This is a genomic window from Pseudomonas marginalis, from assembly GCF_900105325.1.
Classification (GTDB): domain Bacteria; phylum Pseudomonadota; class Gammaproteobacteria; order Pseudomonadales; family Pseudomonadaceae; genus Aquipseudomonas; species Aquipseudomonas marginalis.
Window position 1 is genome coordinate 1,411,664 of sequence record NZ_FNSU01000003.1, and the last position, 22,109, is coordinate 1,433,772.

Consider the following 22,109-nt stretch of genomic DNA (forward strand, 5'->3'; position numbering starts at 1 on the left):
GATTCGCGGTGTGCGCGAATCGGCTTGCGGGCGTGAGCCCCGGGGTCAGGACAGCAGCGAATAAATCAATGCGGTAATCGCCACCAGGCCCACCGCCGTGACAAACACGTTGGACGCCTGCCCACGGTACCTGGCCATGGCCGGCACCTTGCGGATCGCGTACATCGGCATCAGGAACAGGATCGACGCGATGATCGGCCCGCCCAGGGTCTCGATCATGCCGAGGATGCTCGGGTTCAGCGTGGCAACGATCCAGCACACCACCAGCATGAAGGCGGCGGTCATGCGGTCCAGGGTCTTGGCGGCCGGACGGCGACCGCTTTTGAGCACCAGGCCCTTGAGGCCTTCGCTGGCGCCGATGTAGTGACCCAGGAACGACTTGGCAATCGCCACGAACGCGATCAACGGCGCGGCAAACGCGATGGTCGGGTTGTTGAAGTGGTTGGCCAGGTACGACAGGATCGACAGGTTCTGCGCTTTCGCCTCACCCAACTGCACCGGCGACAGGGTCAGCACGCAACTGAACACGAAGAACAGCACCATCACCACCATCAACAGGTGCGCGCGGGACAGGATCTGCGAACTGCGCTCATCGGCGTGTTCGCCGTACTGGCGCTTCTGGTCGACCGCAAACGCCGAGATGATCGGCGAGTGGTTGAACGAGAACACCATCACCGGAATCGCCAGCCACAGGGTGTTGAGCAACGCCGACGGTGCCGGCACCACACTGGCGGTGCTGAGGATGCCACCGTTCCAATGGGGGATCAGGTACACCGCGAGGAACAGCAAGGCGACGATAAACGGGTACACCATCAGGCTCATGGCCTTGACGATCACCTGCTCACCGCAACGCACCACCGCCAGCAGCCCCAGGATCAGCACAAACGCCAGCAACGCCCGTGGCGGCGGCATGATGTGCAACTGGTGCTCCATGAAGCTGCTGACCGTGTTGGTCAGGGCCACGCTGTAGATCAGCAGGATCGGGAAGATCGCGAAGAAGTACAGCAGCGTGATCAACGCACCGGCCTTGATGCCGAAATGCTCTTCGACCACATCGGTGATGTCGGAGCCCGCACGACCGGAGAGTACGAAACGGGTCAGGCCACGGTGGGCAAAGAACGTCATCGGGAACGCCAGCACCGCCAGGATCACCAAGGGCCAGAAGCCGCCCAGGCCGGCGTTGATCGGCAGGAACAAGGTGCCGGCGCCAATGGCGGTGCCGAACAGGCCAAGCATCCAGGTGGTGTCCTGGCGGCTCCAGCTTGAGAGGGTTGCAGGTGTCGTTGCATAGCGTTCGTCGACGCTATTGGCCTGATCATTCATCCGGTCGGATCTCCGCATTTACACGGCCGGGACGAGTCAGAAAAACCTGACAGGCAGCGCCCCGACCATAGAAGGGGCCGGATTGTCCGGGATTCTCGTGAATAAGCAAAGACTTAGCTGAGGAACGGTTATGCGGTGCAGAGGCTCAAGCGCGGCCCTGGGCAGTGGTTTCGGGGGGCGCTGCCGCGGGTTTCTCGAGTGGCTGCCAGGCGCCATTGACGAGCGCGATCGGGGATTCTAACCAATGGACTTCCCATACTTTTAGAGAAGTCGCCTACAGCAAGACCAGAAACACCTTATATCTAAATAAAAGTTTAACCACAACAACCTTGCAATTGTTACACAACCCTACATAGCCATTGAGCATTCGCCAAGAACCAACCTAACATCGCCCCGCTCCATTCGAAGAACAACATGCTTATTTAAAATAACAAGGATTCCAATATGCGAAGACTCACTGTTGTTTTTGCTGGTTTGTTGATCACGGGCCTACTCTGCTCGTCTGAAAGTTACGCCAATCAAACCGCGTCTGAACCTGACGTTCACGCACTGGCTTCCTCGCCTCAATGGCTGACCACCAAGGTTTATATCGAAGGCGAGCCGGACACCGACGTCAAGGCCAGCTACCCCGGCGTGGTAGGCATATCGATGTGGGACCCGCAGCGTAATCGCTATGAGTTCTTCTACACCGATACCGGCCGCTCGAAACACGCCGATGGCGGCGGCGGTTACTTCCTGGTCACCGGCGATAAAAAGACCCATATCCTGGTCCCTGACGTTGGCCCGACCAGAACCATTGTTAGAAGACTCGAAAAACTCGACAGCAGCGAATTCACTTATTCCCGCGAAGTGCCGCGCGATATGGTCAGCACTAACCCGCCCGTTCGGATTTATGTGGTACACGCCCCCTACACCGGCCCCATGAAGACAGTCATGTCGAACTGATTAAACATTCATGTTTAATGATAAAACCGAATAACAAACAAGGCACCCGACAATGAATATGCGCAAACTGTTAATACCCGCACTGCTGGCCGCGACACTGTTACCCGGTGTAGCGACTGCGCAAACTTCAACAACCCTTCCTGCAAAAAACGCTGCTGCCACAGCGGACAACGCCGTCATGTTGACCGTATTTCTTAAACACGATCAATCACGCCCGTTGAGCGAACTGAAACGACAACTGGCCAAGCAGGAATTTCACAAGGTGTTCCCACCAGCAGGAGTGGAAGTAGTGAGCTGGAACATCACCATGGGTATCGGGCAGGTCGTTGTGCTGCGCCTGCCGGCGTCGCGCCTGGCGGAAGTCAACCTGGCGATCGAAAACACCGCATGGGGGGTCTACACCACGGAATTCTTCCCCACCTACAATTTCATGGCCATCGCTCAGGCCGAGCAGGAAAAGGCACGGCTTAGCCCCCCGCAGTGATCTCCCGCTAGCATCCGCGCCCCCTGTTCCAGCTGGGGCGCAACTTTTTCGGCACCTGATGCATTTGACAGCCTCGCCCCTGTCCCAGCATGATCGAGGCATGACCTTTTTCCAGCAGCTCCTCACCCGCACCACCACCACGACCGCTCCAGGCGGGTCGTGCGGTTGCCGTGGGTGCTCAAGCTAAACACCACCCAGATTCAACCCAAGGCCCCGCCAGCAATGGACGGGGCCGTTTTATTGCTCCGTCGCCTGGCACTCGCAAGGAGCAATACCATGGCTGATGCCCTGTTGATCATCGATATGCAAACCGGCTTGTACGATGGCCCCGACAAACCCTTTGAACGCGAGCGTGTGCTGGGCACCATCAACTCGTTGATCGGCCGCGCCCGTGAAGCCGGCGCGCCGATCCTGGTTGCCCGCCATACCGGCCCGGCGGGCTCGCCGATAGCTGCGGGCAGTCCGAATTGGCAACTGTGGCAAGGGCTGCTGGTAGACGAGACTCACGACCATCTGTTCGACAAAACCCGCCCCAGTTGCTTCCTGGGTACCGACCTGGCCCGACGACTGCGAGCCCTGGAGGTTAATCAACTGGTGATCGTCGGGATGAAAACCCAGTACTGCATCGACACCACCTGCCGCGTGGCGGTAGAGCTGGGCTTCTCGGTGATCGTGCCTGAAGACGCCCATACCTGCATGGACACCCCGGCGCTGAAGGCCGAGGCGATCATCGCGCATCACAATGCCACGCTGGCGGGGGCGTTTGGGCTGAGTATGAAAGCGGCTGACGTCAGGTTCTGACCGGTACAAACTGTAGGAGCAAGCATGCTCGCGCCTGCAGTCGTAGATTTTTTCTACCCGAGCAAAACGCGCCCTCCTGCAAATCCCGCATACTGATGCCCTCAAACCCTTCAGGAAGAGCCTTCCGATGACCACCACTGTTCTGGTTCTGGTTGAAACCATCAATGAATACCTGCAAATCATCGAGAGCAACGACTTTCATGTGATCCTGGCGCCCACACCCAGCGAGCGCGCCCAGGCGATCAAGACCCATGGCGGGCAGATCAAGGCCGTACTGACCCGGGGCCCGCTGGGCCTGTATGCCGAAGAAATCGCGGCCCTGCCAATGCTGGAGATCATCTGCGTGATCGGCGCCGGTTATGAGCATGTCGACCTGCAGGCCGCGAGCAATCGCGGCATCGTGGTCACCAATGGCGCCGGGGTGAATGCGCCGTCGGTGGCCGACCACGCCATGGCGCTGCTGTTGTCGCTGGTGCGCGGCATTCCCCAGACGGACGCAGCGGTACGCCGCAGCGAATGGCCCAAGGTCATGCGCCCGTCTCTGGGCGGCAAGCAATTGGGCATCCTCGGGCTCGGCGCGGTGGGCCTGGAAATCGCCAAGCGCGCGGCCCTCGGCTTTGGCATGGAAGTGAGCTATCACAACCGCCAGCCGCGCGATGATGTGGACTACACCTACTGCGCCACGGCCGTGGAGCTGGCGCGCAGCTCGGATTTCCTGGTCCTGGCCACGCCCGGCGGCGCCGGCACGCGCCACTTGATCGACCGCCACGCCCTGGACGCCCTCGGCCCGAACGGTTACCTGGTGAATATCGGCCGTGGCAGCGTGGTGGTCACCGCCGACCTGGTCACCGCCCTTGAACAACGCCGTATCGGGGGTGCGGCGCTGGACGTGTTCGACGATGAACCCAAGGTGCCGGATGCCCTCAAGCGCTTGAGCAATACCGTGCTCACGTCCCATGTGGCCGGCCTGTCTCCCGAGGCCGCCCACGACACCGTGCAGCGTGTGGCCGACAACCTGGTGGAGTACTTTGCCGGCCGGCCGGTGCTTACCCCGGTCGTCCTGCCCCCGCCCGTAAAATGACCAATCAGGCAGGCTGATCACCCTTCAACACGCTAACCTATTAAGCCGCCCCGACCTTGTCGCTGGGCGGTGGTGCGCATTAGATTAGGAAATAGTCCGACGCCTTTAGAATAAGCAGAAGGGATAAGCATGGCGCTTAACGACCAATCGACCCAGATTCGCCCAGGCGAAGAACTTGATGCCAACTTGATCGATCCCTACCTCAAGGCCCATATCCCAGGCCTGAGCGGCACGCCCACGATCAGCCAGTTCCCCGGTGGCGCATCCAACCTCACCTACCTGCTGGAATACCCCGGCCAGGAATTCGTGCTGCGTCGCCCACCCTTTGGCCACAAGGCCAAGTCCGCCCACGACATGGGCCGCGAATACCGCATTCTCAACCAGCTCAAGGATGGTTTCCCGTATTGCCCCAAGGCCTATGTGCACTGCACCGACGCGTCGGTGATCGGCGCCGAGTTCTATGTGATGGAACGGGTCAACGGCATCATCCTGCGTTCCGACCTGCCCGCCGAACTGGGCCTGGATGCCACCCGGACCGAGGCGTTGTGCAAAAGCTTTATCGACAAGTTCGTCGAACTGCACCAGGTCGACTACCGCGCCTGCGGCCTGGCCGACCTGGGCAAGCCTGAAGGCTATGTGGCACGCCAGATTGGTGGCTGGAGCGACCGCTACGAAAAGGCCCTGACCCCCGACGCCCCCAACTGGGAAAAGGTACGTGCCTGGCTCAACGACAAGATGCCCGCCGACCATCCAACCTCGAGCATCGTGCATAACGACTACCGCTTCGATAACGTGATCCTCGACCCGCACAACCCGATGCAGATCATCGGCGTGTTGGATTGGGAACTGACCACCCTCGGCGACCCGCTGATGGACCTGGGCAACACCCTCGCCTACTGGATCGAAGCCGACGACCCGGCGCCGGTGCAACTGATGCGCCGCCAACCGAGCAATGCCCCCGGCATGCTCACCCGCCGCCAGTTCGTGGATTACTACGCTGAGCGCGCCGGGATCCAGATCGACAATTTCGACTTCTACTACACCTACGGCCTGTTCCGCCTGGCCGGCATCGTGCAGCAGATCTACTACCGTTTCTTCCACGGCCAGACCCAGGACAAACGCTTTGCGCAGTTCATCCACATGAACAAGCTGCTGGAGCAGATGAGCCTGAATGTCATCGGTAAATCAGCCCTCTAAGGAATCGCTAATGTCCAAGACCCACCTGTTCGACCTCGACGGCAAGATTGCCTTTGTGTCCGGCGCCAGCCGTGGCATCGGTGAAGCCATCGCCAAGCTGCTTGCCCAGCAAGGCGCCCACGTGATCGTCTCGAGCCGCAAGCTCGAAGGCTGCCAGCATGTGGCGGATGCAATCATCGCCGACGGCGGCAAGGCCACGGCGATTGCCTGCCATATCGGTGAAATGGAGCAGATTACCCAGGTGTTTGCCGGCATCCGCGAACAGTTCGGCCGCCTGGACATACTGGTCAACAATGCCGCGACCAACCCGCAGTTCTGCAACGTGCTGGACACCGACCTCGGCGCCTTCCAGAAGACCGTTGACGTGAACATTCGCGGCTACTTCTTCATGTCGGTGGAAGCCGGCAAGCTGATGCGCGAGAACGGTGGCGGCAGCATCATCAACGTGGCGTCGATCAACGGCATTTCGCCGGGCGTGTTCCAGGGCATCTACTCGGTGACCAAGGCCGCCGTGATCAACATGACCAAGGTGTTCGCCAAGGAATGCGCCGAATTCGGCATTCGTTGCAACGCCCTGTTGCCCGGCCTGACCGACACCAAGTTCGCCTCGGCGCTGGTGAAGAACGACGCGATCCTGAAAATGGCCCTGGCGCAGATCCCGCTCAAGCGCGTGGCCGACCCGAGCGAGATGGCCGGTGCGGTGCTGTACCTGGCCAGCGATGCGTCGAGCTACACCACCGGTGTGTCGCTGAATGTGGATGGCGGCTTCCTGTCCTGAGTACGCCTGGGTTTCTACAGATCGATTTACGCGTAACCTTGGCGTAGATCGATCTGTCTCAGGATGAAACATGGAACTCCACATCGTCATCAACGGGCGTAAGGACCTGGCGGCCCAGCTTTATCAGCAGTTGCGTGAAGCCATCGCCACCGGGCGTCTCTCGGCGGGCGCGCAACTGCCACCCAGCCGCCTGCTGGCCGAGCAATTAGGCGTATCGCGCAAGACCGTATCCGATACCTACGCCACCCTGACCTACGAGGGCCTGCTGGTGGGCAAGATTGGCCGTGGCACCTTCGTCAACGCGTGGGCACCACAGCCGAATCGCGTGCAGACCGCCACCGACCTGGCCTGCGCCGCCAACCTGGCGAAGTGGCAGTCACTGCCCTCGCCCATGCGCCATCCCACCCGCGACAGCACGTTGCGCTACGAATTTATCGGCGGCGCCACCAGCCGCAATCAGTTCCCCCAGGATGAATGGCGGCGCTGCACCCAGGATGCGCTGCGGCGCATCGCCCAGAACAGTGGGTTCTACAGCCAGCCCGAAGGGGTGCCGGCACTGCGCAGTGCCATCGCCGGGCATATCGCGTTTTCCCGTGGGGTCAAATGCCGCGACAGCGACATCGTAGTCACCAACGGTGCGCAGCAGGCGTTGGACCTGATCGCCCGCGTGGTGCTGGAACCGGGCAGCATCGTCGCCATGGAAGACCCCGGCTACAGCCCCGCGCGCCAGTTGTTCATGGCGATGGGGGCCTTGGTCATCGGGGTTCCCATCGATGAACAAGGCATTCAGGTCGACCGGATCCCCGATGGCGCCCGGCTGATCTACGTCACGCCCTCCCACCAGTTCCCCCTCGGCATGCCCATGAGCCTGCCACGTCGGGAGTCACTGCTGGCACGCGCCTTCGAGTTGGGTGCGATCATCATCGAGGACGACTACGACAGCGAGTTCCGCTACGAAGGCCGGCCCACCGACTCCCTGCAAAGCATGGACAGCCGTGGCGTGGTCACCTACGTCGGGACGTTCTCCAAGACCCTGTTGCCCGAACTGCGCCTGGGCTATGCGGTGCTGCCGCCGGCGATCTACGGCGCGGTGCTCAAGGCCAAGCAATTGACCGACCAGCACAGCTCCACATTGCCGCAATGGGCGCTGGCCAAATTCATCAGCGAAGGCTATTTGCTCAAGCATATTCGCCGCTGCCACAGCGTATACGCCGGGCGCCGCGAGCGCATTTTGCAGCGCCTGGCGGGCGACCTGTCGCCGTGGTTCGAAGCGGTGCCCACCGTCGCCGGGTTCCATATGGCGGCGTTGTGCAAAGTACCGGTGAATATCCCGTTGCTGATGGAATTGGCGCGCCAGGTGGAAGTCGGCCTATACCCGCTGGACGTGTTCTTCCACGACACGCCGGTGCGTCCGGGCCTGATCATCGGGTTTGGGGCCATCGAGACCCTCGACATCGACCCGGCGCTGGACAAGGTGCGCGATATTCTCCAGCAGATTGGCTAAGGGTTTTTCCGCCGGATTGGTCATTGGTCGCTCGAAAATCCCGGCGTACGGTGGGCAGGTCTCGAACTTCTCGGAAACTTCGCCATGAAACGCCTACTCGCCACCACCCTGATGCTCGCCTCGCTCAGCGCCTTTGCCCACCCGCCCGTGTACAACCAGGAATCGATCAAGGTCCTGCAAGAACACGCGCTGCCCCAGGTGCCCGGCAAGAAAACCCTCATGCTCACCGTGGACTACGCCCCCGGCCAGGCCACCGTACCCCACAGCCACACGGGCACGGCCGTGGCCTATGTGCTCGAAGGCGCGATTACCTCGCGGGTGAATGATGAGAAAGCCAGGACCTACACGGTTGGCGAATCGTTCTACGAGCCCGCGGGTTCGCGACACTTTGAATCCAGCAATGCCAGCCAGACCCAGCCGGCCAGGCTGCTGGTAGTGATGGTGCTGGATGACAAGGCCGAGGTGTTGACCCCTCTTCCTCACTAATCAGCCTCATCACCAATCAGCAATATGGATGAAGCCCCCTCCCTCCGTCAGCGACTCACGGGCGCTTGAACTGGCGGCGCAGTTCTTCGATCTTTGGGCGGCACACGCACCCATCAAGGTGATCATTGACCATCCCCATCGCCTGCATCAGCGCATACATCGTGGTCGGCCCGACGAACGTCCAGCCACGTTTCTTCAAGGCCTTGGACAGGCGCACCGAGGCCGGCGAGATGGGATTGCCCGTCCAGTAAGCCAGGTCCACCACTGCCGGGCGCTCTTCAGGGCCGGGTTCGAACGCCCATAACCACTGCGCCAGCGAGCCGGTCTCATCCACCAGCTCACACGCCCGGCGGGCGTTGTTGATGGTGGAAACGATCTTCGCCCGGTTACGCACGATGCCCGCGTCCTGCATCAACCGCTCGACATCCGCCTCGCCGTACTGCGCCACCCGGCGAAAATCAAAACCGTCGAATGCCGCCCTGAACGGCTCGCGCTTGCGCAGGATGGTGATCCAGGCCATGCCGGCCTGGAAGCCTTCCAGGCAAATCTTCTCGTACAGTTGAACATCATCCGCCACCGGTACGCCCCACTCGTGGTCGTGATAACGGAGGTATTCCGGCGCGGCCGTGCGCCAGGTGCAGTGGGTCAGCCCTGCTTCGTCGGTGGTCAGTCCTTGTTTGTCCATCCATCACCTCATGTGCCAGGCGGCGAATGATAAGCGAAAAAATTTGCGCCCCGCCAACCGCTCAAGCATCCACCTTCGCGACCAACTGGTCAGACCGGGACCTGCCTACCGCCGAATTTTTACTTGTGATTTCAAAAATACCTGGCCTAGACTGGCGACGCACTGGACTTACCGGTATGACCACAACAATTAAGCCCTGGAACCACCAGGGCACCGAATAGAGATCCCTCCCATGCTCAGATGGTGCTCGCGTTCGATTTTCCTGCAAGTCGTGATTGGCCTGATGCTCGGCATCGTGTGCGGCCTGGCCCTTCCCGAATTCTCCTCGCAACTCAAACCCCTGGGTGACGGCTTTATCAAGCTGATCAAGATGCTGATCGGCCTGATCGTGTTCTGCGTGGTGGTCAGTGGTATTTCCGGGGCCGGCGACTTGAAGAAGGTCGGGCGCATCGGCCTCAAGTCGGTGATCTACTTCGAAGTGCTCACCACCATCGCCCTGGTGATCGGCCTGATCATGGCCTTCAGCACCGGGATCGGCCAAGGTGCCAATATCCACCTGGAGCAGCTCTCCTCTGCCGGCCTGAATGAACTGGCCGACAAGGGCCAGCACATCAAACGCACCAGCCAGTTCCTGATGGACCTGATCCCTAATTCGGTGATCGGCGCCTTTGCCGACAACAACGTGCTGCAAGTGCTGCTGTTCTCGGTACTGTTCGGCAGCGCGCTGAACCTGGTAGGCGAAGCAGCCTCGGGCATCACCCGGCTGATCAACGAACTCAGCCACGTGATTTTCCGCATCATGGGCATGATCGTGCGCCTGGCGCCGATCGGTGTGTTCGGCGCAATCGCCTTCACCACCAGCACCTACGGGCTGGACTCCCTGCAACACTTGGGCAGCCTGGTGGGCCTGTTCTACCTGACCTGCCTTGCCTTCGTCGCGCTGATCCTCGGCCTGGTGATGCGCCTGTCGGGCCTGCGCATGCTGCCGTTGCTCAAGTACCTGCGCGAAGAACTGTTGATCGTGATGGGTACCGCCTCCTCCGACGCGGTGCTGCCGCAGGTCATGCGCAAACTCGAACACCTGGGCATTGGCAGCTCCACCGTGGGCCTGGTGATTCCCACCGGGTATTCGTTCAACCTCGACGGTTTCTCGATCTACCTGACCCTGGCCATCGTGTTTATCGCCAACGCCACCGGCACGCCGCTGTCGATGACCGACCTGCTGACCATCCTGCTGGTGTCGCTGATCACCTCCAAGGGCGCCCACGGGATTCCCGGCTCGGCGCTGGTGATTCTGGCGGCAACGCTTACGGCGATCCCGGCGATTCCAGTAGTCGGTCTGGTGCTGGTGTTGGCGGTGGACTGGTTCATGGGTATCGGTCGCGCGTTGACCAACCTGATCGGCAACTGCGTCGCCACCGTGGCCATTGCCCGCTGGGAAAAAGACATCGATATCCAACGCGCCAACAAGGTGCTGGACGGCCAGCAAGGTTATGCCTTCCAGGCCAAGAAGCCGGTAGTGCCGGCCCACCAGGAATTTTAAAACGCCAAACGCTTTCCACTGTAGGAGCGAGCTTGCTCGCGAAGGTCGTCAACGATAACGCGGGCATTCTGGATGCACGCGGTGACTTGAAGTTTTTCGCGAGCAAGCTCGCTCCTACAGTGCAGGGATTATTCATTTTTAAGGAGCGCACGACGTGATCAGCACCTCAACCGTCGTCAATTCAGTCGTAGAAAAACTCCGCGCCGCCCTGGCTCGCGGTCAGTGGCGCCGGGGCGAAATGCTGCCCGGCCAGCGCGAACTGGCCGAACAGATGGGCATCAGCCGCCCCAGCCTGCGCGAAGCGGTCATCGTGCTGGAAACCCTCGGCTTGGTGCGCTCCATGCCCGGCAAAGGCGTGGTCGTGCTGGAAACCAGCGTCAGCGAACCACAATCGAGCGACGCCGTGGCCGACGCCAGCCTCGAAGACATCCTGCAACTGCGCTACACCCTCGAACCCTTTATCGTCGGCCTGGTGGCCCAGTCCATCAGCAGCAAGGAAGTCGGCCAATTGCGCCTGACCCTGATGGACATGCGCGAAGCCCTGGATGCCGGTGACGCCGAAGCCGGCATGAACGCTTACCTCGACTTTCATGAGGAACTGTTCGCGCTCACCTCCAACCCGATCTTCCAGAACGTGGTGCAGCAAACCAGCAATGCCCTCAAGCAAAGCACCCAGGTGCTGCGCAACTCACCCGAGCACCTGGCGGAACGCCTGCAGGAAAATGAGGCGGTGGTACGCGCCATCCGCAACAAGAACAGCGCCCTGGCCAGTGCCGAGATGCGCCGGCATATCCTCCAGGAAGGCCTGCGCATGGGCATTCGCCTGAATATCCCGGACGATCATCTGGGCAGCTGATTTATTGGAGACCGGCCATGACCGCCCACGCCCTGCAACACGACCCCTACTTGCCCACCCTGCGCCTGGTGGCCGGCAAGAAGCCTTCGGTGGATGACATCTACCCACGGTTGTTCGACGCAATCCTCGAACAACGCATCGCCCCGGCCAGCCGCTTCACCGAAGAAAGCCTGGGCGAAACCTTCGGCGTGAGCCGCAGCGTGATCCGTCGGGTATTGGCCAAACTGTCCCATCAGCAAGTGATTATCCTGCGTCCGAACCAGCGCGCCCAAGTGGCGGCGCCGGATGCCCAGCAGACGCGGCAAATCCTCGAAGCGCGGCGCATGACCGAAATGACCGTGGTGCAATTGGCATGCGCCCAGGCCAGCTCCGGGCAAATCCGCCAATTACGCGAATTGATCGCCCGCGAGCGCGATTGCATTGAACGTGACCAGCGTGGGCCGGCGATACGCTTGTCGGGGGAGTTTCACCTGCAGTTGGCAGCCATAGCAGGAAATGCGCCGCTGGCGCAGTTCCTGAACAGCCTGGTGCCGCTGACGTCGTTGATCATTGCGCAATATGAGGCCAAAGCCTGCACGTATTGCGCGTGGCAGGAGCATGTGGCGATTGTCGACGCAGTTGAGCAACGCGACGTCAACCGTGCGATCAGCCTGATGACCCAGCATTTGGATCACCTGGAATCGAAACTGCTCAAGCTAACGCAATAGCTATCTAACGCCTGAGGGCCCAGGCAATCTCACACCCTGTTTGCGCACAATTTGAGTGCGTATTACAGGTACCAATCATGAAATCAGATTCAAAAATACGACCAGCACTGTTCAGCGTGCTTTCGCAACTGAACACGCAAAAAACAACAATGCCACTGGAAATGCAGACGGCTCTGAACGAGTTGAACGATGCTGCGCTTTACACGGGAGCGAAAATATTCCAGCTCAACAAACTTGAAGAAGCCGAGCGCTTTCTAAACATAGCCGCCGCGACCGGCAACGCTTGGTCTCAGTTCGCCCTGGCCACATGCGGTGCTTACCGCGACGGCATCTGGCATCACAAGAACGGTGAGGTCACTTCCCACGCAAGCGACGATACAAAGAAATGGCTCAGATTGGCTGCGGCTCAGAACTATATTCCTGCCTTGATACAACTGGGTGACGCCCAGTCCCTGGAAAAAGCCAAGGGCCTGCTGACCAACCCGGCGAGCCAAGAGAATCCCCAGGGCATGTATTACATGTACCTCATTACCAATGACACCCACTGGTTGGAGAAGTCCGCCGCCGTCGGCTGGAACCAAGCCCAATACAAACTCGCCCAGTTGTATCAACAAAAGCCTGAGATCTTTAGTAACGACACCCTACGCCACGCCCGAATCGAAGAACTCCTGCAAGCGTCCGCAGACGGTGGACTGCCTTTGGCGGTACACGCACGAGTCTTTTCTGATGAGTCGAATGCCAGCTTTGCCGAAAAACAATCACGTCTTGCTCAACTGGCGTGGATGGGACAGGTATACGGGATGCTCGAATACGGCTACGCACTCGCCAACTTTGCACGCGCGCAAAAAGACGCATCCCGCTATGCCCCTGGCGAGCGACAGGCGCCGCGCACGTACGGCCTAGCCAAGGACCTCGGCCTGGCCTACGCGATGTTGAAGTATGTACTCAAGAAAACAGCGGAGGTTGAAGAGGTTCCCATGCTTGCATCCGACCTCCACGCAATCGAAATGCAGATGACGCAAACGGATTGGGAAAAGGCCAACACGACCCTGACCCAACTTGCAGAAAAGGCTATTGAACCCTTCTCTCGCCTTGAGGAGTTGATCATTCCGGGCACTGCGAAATAATCGTCCAATAGCGGGCTGCCCGGGTTCACCGGGCCAAAAAAAATCCCTGAATCGTGAGATTCAGGGATTCTTCCAGTACCAGTCGTTGTTTTACAACACCGATTGACCACTCAACGCCAGGTCCAGCAACTCACGGTTGGCCACCGCGTACATGGCGTAGTCCGTGCCGACCGCAGCACGGATTTCCACCATCATTGCGACCCAACGATCAGCCATGTCCTTGTGCTGCTCAAGCCACAGGGCCACGCGGGCTTCCATGTCCTGTGGCGCGTCGGCCATTTGCAGGACGGAAATGGTGATCGCACGTTGCTGCCAGTCCACATCGTCGCGGAACGCTTCGCGGGCCTGGGCCTGCCAGTTGTTGGCCACGGGCAGATCGCTGATCTGCTGCAGATACCACGGCAGGTCCAGGGCGCTGCCGACAGCGAAGTAGGCCTTGGCCACTTCGGCGGCGTCATGCCCGGTCACATCAGCGGCTTCGATGATCGGCAGCAAGGTGTACAGGTGGGTCGTGCCTGCAACCATGCGCGCCAGCAACTCCGGCACGCCGGCTTCGGTGTAGGCCTGGTAGCGGGTCTGCCAGCCTTCGCGGGTCGGACCTTCCAGCAGTTCGTCGAGCTTGAGGCCCAACGCGGCCAGGTGCGGACCGAAGTGCGCGGTGTCACGGCCGGCGTCCTGCTCGTTGCGACGGCTGCGCAGGAACCAGCGCGTGGCGCGACGGCCCAGGCGCATCAACTCATCCATCAACTGCAATTGCACGTCAGCGGAGACCTGGTGGTCCAGGGCTTCGATCTGGCGGAACCAGTGCGGGAGGTGGAAGATGTCGCGCACGATCACGTAGGCACCGGCCACGTTCGCCGGGCTCATGCCGGTCGACTCCTTGAGTCGCTGCACAAAGGTGATGCCCATGTGGTTGACCAGGTCGTTGGCGATCTGGGTGCTGACGATCTCGCGCTTCAGACGGTGGCGACGCATGGCTTCGCCGAACTTGGCCACCAGGCTCGGTGGGAACGCGGTCTCCATGTCGCGGGTCAGGTAGTCGTCATCCGGTACCAGCGACTTGAGCAGCGCTTCCTTGAGGTCGATCTTGCTGTAGGAAATCAGCACCGACAGTTCCGGACGGGTCAGGCCCTTGCCGGTGGAAGCGCGCTCGGTGAGCTGCTCCTCGGTCGGCAGGTACTCGATGGCGCGGTCCAGCTTGCCACGGCCTTCCAGGTCGCTCATCAGGCGCTTGTACTCGGCGGCACGCTCGTAGGCACGGCGCGCAGCCAGGGACAGGGCCTGGGTCTGCTTGTAGTTGTTGCCCAACACCAGGCTGCCGACTTCGTCGGTCATGCTCGCCAGCAACTGGTTGCGTTGCTTGTCGGTCATGTCGCCGGCCTGCACCACTTCGTTGAGCAGGATCTTGATGTTCACTTCGTGGTCGGAGCAGTCCACGCCACCGGCGTTGTCGATGAAGTCGGTGTTGGAGCCGCCACCATTGAGACCGAATTCCACACGGCCCAGCTGGGTCATGCCGAGGTTACCGCCCTCGCCCACCACCTTGCAGCGCAGCTCGTTGCCGTTGACGCGCAGCGCGTCGTTGGCCTTGTCGCCTACATCGGCATGGCTTTCGGTGCTGGCCTTGACGTAGGTACCGATACCGCCGTTCCACAACAGGTCCACCGGCGCCTTGAGCAAGGCGTTCAGCAGTTCGGTCGGGGTCAGCTTGTCGGCCGAAATGTCAAAGCGTTCCTTCATCTGTGGCGAGATGGCAATGCTCTTCGCGCTGCGCGAGAAGATACCGCCGCCTTCGGACATGATGCTGGTGTCGTAGTCGGTCCAGGCCGAACGCGGCAGCTCGAACATGCGCTGGCGCTCGACGAAGCTGGTGGCCGGGTTCGGGTTCGGGTCGATAAAGATATGCAGGTGGTTGAAGGCCGCGACCAGTTGCAGCTTGTCGGACATCAACAGGCCGTTACCGAACACGTCGCCGGCCATATCGCCGACGCCCACCACGGTGATGCTGTCTTCCTGCACGTTGATGCCGCGCTCACGGAAGTGACGCTGCACACCGACCCAAGCCCCCTTGGCAGTGATGCCCATTTTCTTGTGGTCGTAACCGGCGGAACCACCGGAGGCAAAGGCATCGCCCAGCCAGAAGCCGTAGTCGATGGCGATGCCGTTGGCGATGTCGGAGAAGGTCGCGGTGCCCTTGTCCGCTGCCACCACCAGGTACGGGTCATCGTCGTCATGGCGCACGACGTTGGCCGGCGGCACCAGGGCGCCATCCTTCAGGTTGTCGGTGATGTCCAACAGGCCGGAAATGAAGATGCGGTAGCAGGCGATGCCCTCGGCCGCGATCTCGTCACGGCTGCCGCCCAATGGCAGGCGACGCGGCAGGAAGCCGCCCTTGGCGCCCACCGGCACGATCACCGAGTTCTTCACTTGCTGGGCTTTGACCAGGCCGAGCACTTCGGTACGGAAGTCTTCTTCACGGTCGGACCAGCGCAGGCCGCCACGGGCCACATTGCCAAAGCGTAGGTGCACGCCTTCGACACGCGGCGAGTAGACGAAGATTTCAAACTTCGGCACCGGCTTGGGCAGCTCGGGGATGGCACGCGGGTCGAACTTGAAGCTGAAGTACGACTTGTTCTGGCCGTTGGCGTCGGTCTGGTAGAAGTTGGTGCGCAGGGTGGCCTTGATCAGGTCCAGGTAGCGCCGCAGGATGCGGTCTTCGTTGAGCACCTGGACGTCGTCCAGGGCCGTGAGGATCGCTTGTTCCAGGCGTTGCTGCTTGTCTTCCAGGTCATCGGCGGTGAGCTTGCGCGCCAGATAGAAGCGGGTCTTGAACAACCGGGTCAACTCGCGGGCGATGTCGGTGTGGTTGTTCAGGGTGCTGGCGATGTAGCCGAGGTCGAAGCCCAGGCGGATCTGCTTCAGGTAACGGGCGTAGGCACGCAACAGCGCGACGTCGCGCCATGGCAGGCCGGCGGTGAGTACCAGGCGGTTGAACGCATCGTTCTCTGCATCGCCATGCACGATGTGCACGAACGCGTCCTGCAGGGTGTCGTTGAGCTGCTGGATGTCCAGGTTCACGCCTTCGGCGGCGATGAACGCAAAATCGTGGATCCAGAACTCGCGGCCGTTGGCATGGCGCAGGCGGTACGGGAACTCACCCAGCACGCGCAGGCCGAGGTTTTCCAGGATCGGCAAGACGTCGGACAGCGCCAGCGGGGTATCGGCGTGATACAGCTTGCAATGCAGCTCGCGCTGGCCGGAGACCTGGCCCAGCGGCTGATAGAAGCTCATCACCAGCGGGTTGGCTTCGGTGAGGCTGAGCAGGTGCTGCATGTCGACCACGGCCGAGTGCGCAGCGAAACGCTCGCGGTAGCCGGCCGGGAAGCCTTTCGGGAAGTCCGCCAGCACGTTGGTGCCGTGGGCTTCGCCGAAGCTTTCCACAACGAGGCTGGAGTAGTCGTCCTGCCAGCTGCGGCAGGCCTGCACCACTTCTTTTTCCAGTTGCAGCGGGTCGATGTCCAGGCGGTTCTTCGGGTCGACCCGCAGAATCAGCTGCACGCGCGCCAGCACGGATTCGGAGAAGAAGGTCCAGAATTCGCAGTCCGAGGCTTTCAGGCGATCCATCAGCACTTGCTGGATCTTCTGGCGCACTTCGGTGGAATAGATGTCGCGCGGCACGTAGGCCAGGCAGTAGCAGAAACGACCGTACGGGTCTTTACGCAGGAACACACGGATCTTGTTGCGTTCCTGGATCTGCACGATCGACATCACGGTGCTGAACAGCTCGTCGACCGGGGTCTGGAACAGGTCGTCACGGGGCAGCACTTCAACGACTTGAGCAAGCTCCTTGCCCAGGTGCGCCTTGGCCTGGAAGCCCGAGCGACGCTCGATTTCCGCGACCTTGCGGCGGATATACGGGATGACGCGCACGCTTTCGCCATACACCGACGAGGTGTAGAGGCCCATGAAGCGGCATTCCTTGATCACCTTGCCGTCGGCATCGATCTGGCGGATCGACACGTAGTCCGGGTAAGCCGGGCGGTGCACACGGCTTGGGTGCGCGGCCTTGGCGAACGACAGCACGGTCGGCTCGCGCAGGTACGACACGGCGTAGTCTTCGATGCGCAGGTCGTCGGCGGTCAGGCCGGCGCGCAGCAGCTTGGTCAGACCGAGGAACGAGCTGGCGTCATATTCGATATGACCGCCGTCCGCCTCGTCACGTACCACGAACTCTTCATAGCCGAGGAAGGTGAAGTGGTTGCCCACCAGCCATTCCAGGAAGTTCTTGATCTCGGCTTTTTCTTCGCCGTCGATGCCGAACGGGCTGGCGTCGATACCGTCGAGCAGCTCCTGGACCTTGGCCTTCATCGGTTCGAAATCGGCCACGGCCACGCGCACTTCGCCCAGTACCTGCTCAAGCTCTTTGCTCAGCACGTTGAGTTCGGCGGCGTTGGCGCAGCGGTCGATTTCCAGGTACATCAGCGATTCTTGCTCGATGCCTTCGCCCTGGGTGCCCTTGGGCAGGATTTCCAGCAACTCGCCCTTGCTGCCACGGCGCACGCTGAGCACGGTGGTCTGCAGGGTGTGGATGCTGTAGCCACGGCGGTTCAGCTCGGTGCGTACCGAGTCCACCAGGAATGGCAGGTCATGGTGCAGCACTTCGACCGCAGTGTGGGTCGATTGCCAGCCATGACGTTCGTAATCGGGGTTGTAGACCCGCACTTGCGGTTGGGTGTGATCAAAGCGCTCAAGCAGGCGCCAGGCAGACAGGGTGCAACCGGCCAGGTCGGAAAGGCGACGCTGGGTCAGTTCATCCAGGGAAATGATGCCGAAGAATTGCTCAGCGAACAGCGCCACTTGTGGCAGTGCCTGTTCACTGATGTGCTGCGCCAGTGCCGCTTGCAGTTGATGCTGGAAGTCGGCCTTGCTGGCTGCGGTGAAGAACGCCATCTGTGGTACTCCGCTTGGGCTTGTTATTGATGGAAGCGTCGCGTGTTATCCCCTGGTGGGGAGACCGTCAGCTCTGTTCGCAGGTAACGAGTTAAGCACCATAAACGAATCAGGGTGACAGGTGGGTGAAGCTGGACAAGACAATGAGGTCACATACAACTTCCATAAGATGCGCACCTTGCCGGGTGACGGTACGACGGGCAGGTCAGGCGCCTGGCACGTGCACATCCGTTGCGCAGCTTAACGAGTGTGGGAAGCCGGGTGCTTGCGATGCTGCGACATATTCGGTCATCGGTACGCAGGCGTGGGGTTGCGACTTGGGCAACCCGGAATTCCCGGTAGAAAAACCGGCTATTTTCCCCGCCCCGAGTACCGAAAATGACCGGTATTGCCCGTCAGGTCATGCGCTGGGTCTGACACAGGAAGCAGCATAAAATTCGCCGCAATGGCACAATTACCTACGCAACGCCCTACCCCAGACAGGATTCCCCATGCTGCAACTGAAAACCGACGCCCTGATGGCCACCCCGTGCGACGACGAAGAAGACAACATGGCCATGCTCTGCTGCCACGGCAGGAACGGCGAGATGTTCATGCTCACCCGCTACCCCGACGAAGACGAAGTGGAACTGACCTGGGACTATGAGCCGTCGACCCTGGATGGGCTGAAAGTCACCCTCAGCGACACGACATTGCGGGTAGAGCTGGCAGCGGGCGATGCCGATGCACTGGGCGGCAAGGACCAATTGGAGATAACCCACGCCACCGCCGCAGCGGAGATGGCAGAAGTGGAACAAACCCTGCAAAACATCCTCAAGGGCACCGGCACCTACATCCGCGCCTGAATCGCACTGGCGCAGCCTTCACCGATGCCCTTGACCGTTGGTCGGTACTGTTATTTCTAACAGTACCCGGCCCCGTGTTTCCGGCCTTAGCTGAGCAAAGCAACGGTGACTGCACGGGTGCCTCGATGAAATCCCTCAGCAAGTTCCTGGCCATTGGCCTTTTGGCTACGGTTTCATCAGCGCTGGCGGCATCCGCAGCCAACACTGACTATTCACACTTGATTCTGCTGATCAAAGACGACGGATCCAGGTCGCGAAATCTTCAGGACCTCGTCGACCCCTCCAGCACCTTCCAGCACCGCGTGCCCAACATCAAGCCGCTGGTAACGCCGAGCAAGGCCCGCACGCTGGCGGATGCAGAAGCCCTGCGCCGCCATCGGCTGGACCGCTACTACATCGTCGACACGCGCCACTTGAGCCACAGGCAGGCTGACGCACTGCGCCAGCAACTCCAGCAAGACCCGGCCATAGAAGACGTCGACTTTGAACCCGTGGTGGAGGGCATGCACGACGACAAGGCCGAACCCATCGCAGGCAGTGCGAGCGGCAGCATACCGGACCATACCGGACGCCAGCACTACCTGCTCGGCCGACAAGCCGTGCCGCCCTACAACATCGGCGGTGTAAACGCGGTGAAGGCCTGGACCGTACCCGGTGGCAAGGGCTACAACATGCGGGTGATCTCTTCGGAGATCGATCATTGGGCCTACAACCACGTGGACCTGCCCAAACCTTTTCTGGAAGTCGATGCAGGGGCTCTTACTGGCTACCACGACACGGCCAGCGTCGGCACCATCGGCTCCAGGGACAACGGCTTCGGCACCACCGGCATCGTGCCCCATGCACAACTGGGCTATTCGCAATATGGCCCCAGCCGATTGCTGCAAACCGCCGAACAACTGAGCCCCGGCGATGTGTTGCAACTGGGCGTGCATATGAATTACACGCCCTTTCCAGCAGTCGGCTGCACCCAGAACTGCTACATGCCCCTGGAATACAACAGCATGGTACGCGACATCATCACCTACCTGACGATGGAAAAAGGTGTGCATGTCGTACTGGCTGCGGCAAACGGCAATATCAACCTGGACCACCCCTACTTCAACGGCTACTTTGATCGCAACAGATTCGATTCCGGCAGCATCTACGCGGGCGCCGTGTCCCCCACGAGCGGTTTGAGAGCCTATTACTCCCAATACGGCAGACGCGTCGACCTGTTCAGTTGGGGCGGCTCCGTCACCACGACGACCTGGACCACCGCCAACCCCACCAGCGCCTATACCCACACCTACAGCGGCACCTCCTCCGCCAACCCGATCATTGCCGGGGTGATGGCATCGCTGCAAGGTGTGGCGCGGGCCAATGGCCTGGGCAATCTCGCCCCCAAGGAACTGCGCAGAATCCTCGTGGAGACCGGCTATCCACAAGCCAACGGCAACCGTACCGAGATTGGCGTGCAACCGGACCTGGAGGCCGCCATCCGCAAACTGCTTGCCGACGGCGCCGGCCAACCGCCCACGGGCCGGCTGGCCATCCCCGAGCAAGCCAAATCGGGAGAGACGTTCAACGGCCATGTCTATGCGCAATCGCCCACGCAAAAACCGCTGACCTATCGCTGGAATGCCGACGGGTTTACCCCTCCGGACGGGGATGGACCGACCTTGGCATTGACCGCCCCGCCCGTAACCGCCGATACCCTGACCTCGATTTCCGTGGCGGTGTCCGACGGCACCCACACCCTCAACCTGAGGGAAAACATGACCATCAAGGCCCCTGACGCGCCTCCGGTCGGCGACTGCGCCGCCCCCTGGATTGCGAGCAAGGTATATGCCTCCGCTGGCGAAAAAGTCTCCTACAGCGGTTACAACTACCAAGTGGCGCACTGGACGCAAAACGCTCGCCCCGATCTGAACTTTGTTGAAACCGGCGCCGCCAAACCCTGGCGGCGCCTGGGCACCTGCGGCAACGGGCTGCCGGTCGCCAGGATCACCGGCCCTTCCAGTGTTGAGGCCGGCAAGGCGGTGCTGCTATCGGGGGCCTCCTCCACGGGCCAAGGCTTGCGCTTCGCCTGGGCGGCCACTGGCTTCAACCCGGACTTTTCGGCGCAAGCATCCAGCAGCTTTATTGCTCCGAATACGGCGGGAACACGCGTCATCACCCTGACCGTCACCGATGAACGCGATCGCCGTGCGACGGCCAGCCACAGCCTCACGGTGACCACCGGCACCCCCGCCAACCGCCCACCCGTCGGCAGCCTGCAGGGCAGCGAAACGGTCGATTCGGGCAAGGCCGTGAGCTTCATCGCCAACACCAGCGACCCTGACGGCGACGCGATGAGCTACACGTGGACGCGCCCGACCGGCTTCACCGGCACCATCGGCAATACCCGCAGCGTCACCCTCACCGCCCCTGCGGTCACCGGCGATACCCGCGTCATCGTCAGTGTCGGGGTCAGTGACGGGCGCGGCGGTACGCTGCGACTGGAAAAACCGATCACCGTCAAGGCCCTGCCACCTTCGGGCAGTTGCCGCGACATTCCGGCGTGGTCGCCCACCAAGGTCTATTCAACCTACGCAGAGGCGGTGTCGTACAACGGCATGGCCTACAAACAGAACTTCTACAGCCTCGACAAACGCCCGGATCTCAACTCTGCCGTGCATAGCCAGCCTTGGCATCCCGGGGTGCCCTGCCGTTGAAGCAGAGGCGGTGAGCGGACACGCCTGCTCGCCGTCCTTTGTGCCTCTCACACAATTTTCCTACAAGTTTTGCTAAAAATACCCCGCGTGCCGTTAGTCGC

The 22,109-nt window shown here is 61.0% G+C and carries 17 protein-coding genes and 1 pseudogene; 15 read left to right on the forward strand and 3 right to left on the reverse strand.

Features of this window, described 5'->3' with window-relative positions; translation table 11 throughout:
- Positions 1-45: 45 nt before the first annotated feature.
- A complete protein-coding gene (locus BLW22_RS15525; RefSeq protein WP_065948238.1) occupies positions 46-1,323 on the reverse strand; it encodes a serine/threonine transporter in 1,278 nt (425 codons plus the stop codon).
- Positions 1,324-1,767: 444 nt separating this feature from the next.
- Between BLW22_RS15525 and BLW22_RS15530 the strand changes: the two genes are divergently transcribed.
- The 8 genes from BLW22_RS15530 to BLW22_RS15565 all read left to right on the forward strand — a co-directional run bounded on the left by BLW22_RS15530 (position 1,768) and on the right by BLW22_RS15565 (position 8,599).
- A complete protein-coding gene (locus tag BLW22_RS15530; protein WP_065928002.1) occupies positions 1,768-2,268 on the forward strand; it encodes a DUF4822 domain-containing protein in 501 nt (166 codons plus the stop codon).
- A gap of 52 nt (positions 2,269-2,320) precedes the next feature.
- Positions 2,321-2,752 carry a hypothetical protein gene (locus BLW22_RS15535; protein ID WP_413038071.1) on the forward strand — a complete coding sequence of 144 codons (432 nt, stop codon included), beginning with the start codon at positions 2,321-2,323 and terminating at the stop codon, positions 2,750-2,752.
- A gap of 276 nt (positions 2,753-3,028) precedes the next feature.
- A complete protein-coding gene (locus BLW22_RS15540) occupies positions 3,029-3,553 on the forward strand; it encodes a cysteine hydrolase family protein (RefSeq protein WP_065928001.1) in 525 nt (174 codons plus the stop codon).
- A 127-nt stretch (positions 3,554-3,680) separates the two neighbouring features.
- On the forward strand, positions 3,681-4,634 hold the full coding sequence (locus BLW22_RS15545) for a 2-hydroxyacid dehydrogenase (protein ID WP_065928000.1): 954 nt from the start codon (positions 3,681-3,683) through the stop codon (positions 4,632-4,634).
- A 129-nt stretch (positions 4,635-4,763) separates the two neighbouring features.
- Positions 4,764-5,831, forward strand: a complete 1,068-nt coding sequence (locus BLW22_RS15550; protein WP_027608557.1) for a phosphotransferase family protein — start codon at positions 4,764-4,766, stop codon at positions 5,829-5,831.
- Between the two features lie 10 nt (positions 5,832-5,841).
- Positions 5,842-6,609, forward strand: a complete 768-nt coding sequence (locus BLW22_RS15555) for an SDR family oxidoreductase (RefSeq protein WP_027608558.1) — start codon at positions 5,842-5,844, stop codon at positions 6,607-6,609.
- A gap of 70 nt (positions 6,610-6,679) precedes the next feature.
- On the forward strand, positions 6,680-8,113 hold the full coding sequence (gene pdxR / locus BLW22_RS15560) for a MocR-like pyridoxine biosynthesis transcription factor PdxR (protein ID WP_065948234.1): 1,434 nt from the start codon (positions 6,680-6,682) through the stop codon (positions 8,111-8,113).
- Positions 8,114-8,197: 84 nt separating this feature from the next.
- Positions 8,198-8,599, forward strand: a complete 402-nt coding sequence (locus tag BLW22_RS15565) for a cupin domain-containing protein (RefSeq protein ID WP_065927998.1) — start codon at positions 8,198-8,200, stop codon at positions 8,597-8,599.
- Between the two features lie 55 nt (positions 8,600-8,654).
- On the opposite strand, the gene BLW22_RS15570 is transcribed toward BLW22_RS15565, so the two are convergent.
- Entirely contained in the window at positions 8,655-9,284 is a 630-nt protein-coding gene (locus BLW22_RS15570; protein ID WP_074846973.1) for a DNA-3-methyladenine glycosylase I, read from the reverse strand.
- 217 nt (positions 9,285-9,501) lie between these two features.
- Here BLW22_RS15570 and BLW22_RS15575 point away from each other — a divergent pair, with 217 nt between their 5' ends.
- The 5 genes and pseudogenes from BLW22_RS15575 to BLW22_RS15590 all read left to right on the forward strand — a co-directional run bounded on the left by BLW22_RS15575 (position 9,502) and on the right by BLW22_RS15590 (position 13,517).
- Positions 9,502-10,827 carry a C4-dicarboxylate transporter DctA gene (locus BLW22_RS15575; RefSeq protein WP_174562744.1) on the forward strand — a complete coding sequence of 442 codons (1,326 nt, stop codon included), beginning with the start codon at positions 9,502-9,504 and terminating at the stop codon, positions 10,825-10,827.
- Positions 10,821-10,949, forward strand: a pseudogene (locus BLW22_RS36035) (outer membrane lipoprotein carrier protein LolA); the annotation flags it as partial. The gene BLW22_RS15575 and the pseudogene BLW22_RS36035, both read left to right, overlap by 7 nt.
- Before the next feature lie 32 nt (positions 10,950-10,981).
- Positions 10,982-11,683 (forward strand): FadR/GntR family transcriptional regulator, encoded by a 702-nt coding sequence (locus BLW22_RS15580; protein ID WP_065927995.1) that lies wholly within the window; start codon positions 10,982-10,984, stop codon positions 11,681-11,683.
- Between the two features lie 17 nt (positions 11,684-11,700).
- Positions 11,701-12,390: a GntR family transcriptional regulator gene (locus BLW22_RS15585; protein WP_065927994.1), complete on the forward strand. Its 690-nt coding sequence runs from the start codon at positions 11,701-11,703 to the stop codon at positions 12,388-12,390.
- A gap of 77 nt (positions 12,391-12,467) precedes the next feature.
- On the forward strand, positions 12,468-13,517 hold the full coding sequence (locus tag BLW22_RS15590) for an SEL1-like repeat protein (RefSeq protein WP_141691324.1): 1,050 nt from the start codon (positions 12,468-12,470) through the stop codon (positions 13,515-13,517).
- Positions 13,518-13,607: 90 nt separating this feature from the next.
- Here the strand turns inward: BLW22_RS15590 and BLW22_RS15595 are convergent, their stop codons facing one another.
- Entirely contained in the window at positions 13,608-18,467 is a 4,860-nt protein-coding gene (locus BLW22_RS15595) for an NAD-glutamate dehydrogenase (RefSeq protein WP_065927992.1), read from the reverse strand.
- 491 nt (positions 18,468-18,958) lie between these two features.
- Between BLW22_RS15595 and BLW22_RS15600 the strand changes: the two genes are divergently transcribed.
- On the forward strand, positions 18,959-19,312 hold the full coding sequence (locus tag BLW22_RS15600) for a hypothetical protein (RefSeq protein ID WP_065927991.1): 354 nt from the start codon (positions 18,959-18,961) through the stop codon (positions 19,310-19,312).
- A 125-nt stretch (positions 19,313-19,437) separates the two neighbouring features.
- Positions 19,438-22,008, forward strand: coding sequence for a S8 family serine peptidase (locus BLW22_RS15605; RefSeq protein ID WP_074846975.1), 2,571 nt, complete (start codon positions 19,438-19,440; stop codon positions 22,006-22,008).
- Positions 22,009-22,109: the final 101 nt, after the last annotated feature.